3 protein-coding genes and 2 pseudogenes are annotated in these 4,423 nt (G+C 69.9%); all 5 read left to right on the top strand.

The window, feature by feature from the left end; all coding sequences use genetic code 11:
* A pseudogene (locus IF47_RS31805) lies at positions 1-175 on the top strand (peptide ABC transporter ATP-binding protein); the annotation flags it as partial.
* A 243-nt stretch (positions 176-418) separates the two neighbouring features.
* On the top strand, positions 419-2,047 hold the full coding sequence (locus IF47_RS0126440) for a peptide ABC transporter substrate-binding protein (protein ID WP_031511528.1): 1,629 nt from the start codon (positions 419-421) through the stop codon (positions 2,045-2,047).
* A 31-nt stretch (positions 2,048-2,078) separates the two neighbouring features.
* A complete protein-coding gene (locus tag IF47_RS0126435; protein ID WP_031511527.1) occupies positions 2,079-3,002 on the top strand; it encodes an ABC transporter permease in 924 nt (307 codons plus the stop codon).
* Positions 2,995-4,005, top strand: coding sequence for an ABC transporter permease (locus IF47_RS0126430; protein ID WP_031511526.1), 1,011 nt, complete (start codon positions 2,995-2,997; stop codon positions 4,003-4,005). Before IF47_RS0126435 ends, IF47_RS0126430 begins: the two co-directional genes overlap by 8 nt.
* A gap of 72 nt (positions 4,006-4,077) precedes the next feature.
* Positions 4,078-4,423 (top strand): annotated as a pseudogene (locus tag IF47_RS0126425) (ATP-binding cassette domain-containing protein); the annotation flags it as partial.

Raw genomic sequence — 4,423 nt, 5'->3', positions numbered from 1 at the left:
GGATCCGCCGTCGGGGTGTCGGTTCCGGACGCGGTGTTGGAAGGCGCAGGAGCGGTGTGCGCGGGAGGTGCCGGTGTTGGCGGTGCCGGAGCGGTTCGTGGGGCGGGACACGCCGGCCGCGCATCCGTCGGCCTGCCACTTCGCCGAAGAACGGGACGTGGTGCACGCGGCCTGACGAGCGCCGCGCGCCGACACGGGCCGCGCCGGCCGTACCGGGGGCGCCCGGACCGAATCGGTCCGGGCGCCCCCGGCGCTTTCGGTGACGGGCCTCGCGCGGTGCGCCGCCCACCCGGCCGTCCGGCATCCGGGGGTTTCTCGGGGGCGGTCCGCGCGTGCGGCGAGGCAACGACCGAGAACGGTCTTTATGGGGTGATATGGGTCTTGTCGGAAGAATGATCAGGACCCAGGGAGGCACCTCATGCGCACAGCCACGCGCTTCACCGGGGCCGTCGTGGCGGTGGTCGTCCTCGCCACGGCGACCGCGGCATGCGGCGGCGGAGCGGCGGGCAGCGGTGAGTCCGGAGTGGTGCGGGCGTCGTGGGGCGACCCGCAGCACCCCCTGGAACCGGCCAACACCAACGAGGTGCAGGGCGGCAAGGTCCTCGACATGATCTTCCGGGGCCTCAAGCGCTACGACCCGAGGACCGGCCGGGCCGTGAACGCCGTGGCCGAGTCGATCGAGACCGACGACCAGCAGAACTTCACGGTCACGCTGGAGAAGGGCTGGGAGTTCAGCGACGGCACGCCGGTCACGGCCAAGTCCTTCGTGGACGCCTGGAACTACGGCGCCCTGGTCACCAACAACCAGGTCAACTCGTACTTCTTCCAGTACATCGAGGGCTACGACGACGTCCACCCCGCCAAGGAGGGCGCCAAGCCCACGGCCAGGACCATGTCCGGCCTGACGGTGAAGGACGACCACACCTTCACGGTGAAGCTCGGTCAGAAGTTCTCCCAGTGGCCGGAGACCCTCGGCTACAACGCCTACGCGCCGCTGCCCGAGTCCTTCTTCACCGACCGCGAGGCATGGCTGAGGAAGCCGGTCGGCAACGGCCCGTACAAGGTCGACTCGTACACCCGGGGACAGAGCATGAAGCTCTCCCGGAACGAGAACTACAGCGGTGAGGACAAGGCCCGGAACGAGGGCGTCGAGCTGAAGGTCTACACCGACACCAACACCGCCTACACCGACCTCCAGGCCGGCAACCTCGACGTCGCCGACGACATCCCCGCCTCCCAGTTGAAGAACGCCGAACGCGACCTGGACGGCCGCTACGTCAACCAGCCCGCGGGCATCCTCCAGACCCTCACCTTCCCCCTCTACCGCAAGGAGTGGCAAGGCGAGGACGCGCGCCGCATCCGCCAGGGCCTCTCCATGGCGATCGACCGCGAGAGGATCACCGAGCGGATCTACCACGGCACCCGCATCCCCGCCACCGACCTCACCTCGCCCGTGCTCGGCGCCGAGGGCGGCTACACCGAGGGACTGTGCGGACGGACGTGCGCCTACGACCCCAAGAGGGCCCGACGGCTCATCGAGGAGGCCGGCGGACTGCCGGGCGGGAGCGTCACCCTCACCTCGAACGTGGACACCGGCTCGCACCGGCAGTGGCTGGACGCCGTCTGCAACAGCGTCAACAACGCCCTGGGCGACAACGACGCCTGCAAGGTCAGGCCGGTGGGCACCTTCGCGGACTACCGCAGGGACATCGCGGCCAAGGAGATGAAGGGCATGTTCCGGGCCGGCTGGCAGATGGACTACCCGCTGATCCAGAACTTCCTCCAGCCGCTGTACTACACGGACGCCTCCTCCAACGACTCCGGGTACAGCAGCGAGAAGTTCGACGGACTGGTCGACCGGGCCAACGCGGCCGAGGGACCGGAGGCGGTCGAGACCTTCCGGGAGGCGCAGAAGGTCGTGCTGCGGGACCTCCCGGCCATCCCGCTGTGGTACCAGAACGGCACCGCGGGCTACTCCGAGCGCGTGAAGGGCGTCAGGCTCAACGCCTTCTCGGTCCCGGTCTTCACCGACATCGAGGTCGCCTGACGTCCCCTTCGCCCGACGAGGAGGCCCGCCAGTGGGGCGCTACGTCATCCGCCGACTGCTCCAGACGGTCCCGGTGTTCATCGGGACGACCTTCCTGATCTTCGTGATGGTGTACGCGCTGGGCGATCCGGTCGCCGGACTCTTCGGCGACCGGGCGCCCGACCCGGGAACCGCCGCCCGGCTGCGCGAGGAGTTCGGCCTCGACAAGCCGCTGTGGCAGCAGTACCTGCTCTACCTGGGCAAGATCTTCACCGGCGACTTCGGCACCGCCTTCAACGGCCGGCCCGTCACCGAGCTGATGGCCACCGCGTTCCCGGCGACCGTGCGACTGATGCTGATCGCGCTCGTCATCGAGATGGTGATCGGCGTCCTGCTCGGGGTGGTCTCCGGGCTGCGGCGCGGTCGCGGCATCGACACCTCGGTGCTGCTGCTGACCCTGCTGGTGATCTCCGTCCCGACCTTCGTCACCGGCGCCACGCTCCAGTTCCTGCTGGGCGTGAAGTGGCCGTTGGTCAACCCGGCGGTCAGCACGCGGGCCACGTTCGGCGAACTCCTGCTGCCCGGACTCGTCCTCGCCCTGGTCTCCCTGGCGTACATCGCCCGGCTCACCCGCACCTCGGTGGCGGAGAACGCGCGGGCCGACTACGTCCGCACCGCCGTCGCCAAGGGCCTCCCGCGGCACCGGGTGGTCACCCACCACCTGCTGCGCAACTCGCTGATCCCGGTGATCACCTTCCTCGGCACCGACATCGGCAGCCTGATGGCCGGCGCCCTGGTCACCGAGCGGATCTTCAACATCCAGGGCGTCGGATACCACCTGTACCAGGGCGTCCTGCGGCAGAACTCCCCGACGGTCGTCGGGTTCGTCACGATCCTCGTCCTCGTCTTCCTCGCCGCCAACCTGCTCGTGGACCTCCTCTACGCCGTGCTCGACCCGAGGATCCGGTATGCCTGAGTCACACGTCCGCAGCCATCCCGAGGAGCCGCCGGCCTTCGACGGCGCGAGCGCCGCGCCGGCTGCGGGCGGCCTCGGGGTCGGTCCCGTGGAGGACCTCGTGGTCGGGGACGGGTCCGGCCGGCGGGCGACGGGGCGCCGGAGGCGGCCGAAGGCGCGCGGCCTGTGGGCGGACGCCTGGCACGACCTGCGGCGGAACCCGATCTTCGGCCTCTCCGCGCTGCTGATCATCTTCCTGCTGCTCGTCTCCGTGTGGCCGGGACTGATCGCGAGCCGCGACCCGCTCGCGTGCGACCTGAGCAGATCGCTGGACGGCCCCGCGCCGGGCCACTGGTTCGGCTTCGACGCCCAGGGGTGCGACGTCTACACCCGCACGGTGTACGGGGCCCGCGCCTCCATCGCGGTCGCCGTGTGCGCCACGCTCGGGACCGCGCTCATCGGCGGTGTGCTGGGCGGGCTGGCCGGATTCTTCGGCGGCTGGGCGGACGGGGTGCTCTCCAGGATCACCGACGTCTTCTTCGGCATCCCGATGGTGCTGGGCGGCCTGGTCTTCCTGGCCATGACGGAGGCGGAGGGCATCTGGCCGGTGGTCTGGGTGATCGTGTTGCTGGGCTGGCCGCAGGCGGCCCGGATCGCCCGCGGCTCGGTCATCACCGTGCGGCAGAACGACTACGTCCAGGCCGCCCGGGCGCTGGGCGCCGGCACCACCCGGATGCTGGTGAAACACGTGCTGCCCAACGCCGTCGCCCCGGTGATCGTGGTGATGACCATCGCGCTGGGCACGTATGTGGCGCTGGAGGCCACCCTCAGCTTCCTGGGGATCGGTCTCCAGCCGCCGACGGTCTCGTGGGGCGTGGCCATCTCGGACGCCTCCGACGGCATGCAGTTCCGCAACGCACCGCACATCCTGCTCTACCCCGCCGCCGCGCTGAGCGTCACGGTGCTGGCGTTCATCATGCTCGGCGACGCGGTGCGCGACGCCCTCGACCCCAAGCTGCGCTGAGGGAGGCGTACCACATGATCACCATCGACGAGCCAGTGCCCACCCCGGACCGGAGCACGGACGGGGAGGGCCGAGTCCGGGTCGGGCAAGTCCGTGACCGCGCAGGCGATCATGGGCATCCTCGACATGCCGCCGGGCCGCATCCCCCAGGGCGAGATCCTCTTCCACGGTCGCGATCTGCTGCGGGCCTCCGAAGAGGAGAGACGCGCGCTGCGGGGCAGGAAGATCGCCATGATCTTCCAGGACGCCCTGTCGTCGCTCAATCCCGTGCTGAGTGTGGGATATCAACTGGGCGAGATGTTCCGGGTGCATCAGGGGTTGTCCCGGAAGGACGCCAAGGCCAAGGCCGTGGAGTTGATGGACCGGGTGAAGATCCCGGCGGCGAGGGCGCGGGTGAACGACTATCCGCATCAGTTCT

It is taken from the genome of Streptomyces megasporus, from assembly GCF_000718985.1.
Taxonomy (GTDB): domain Bacteria; phylum Actinomycetota; class Actinomycetes; order Streptomycetales; family Streptomycetaceae; genus Streptomyces; species Streptomyces megasporus.
The sequence above is the reverse complement of the archived record's forward strand: the minus strand, read 5'-3'. Positions and strand labels throughout refer to the sequence as shown.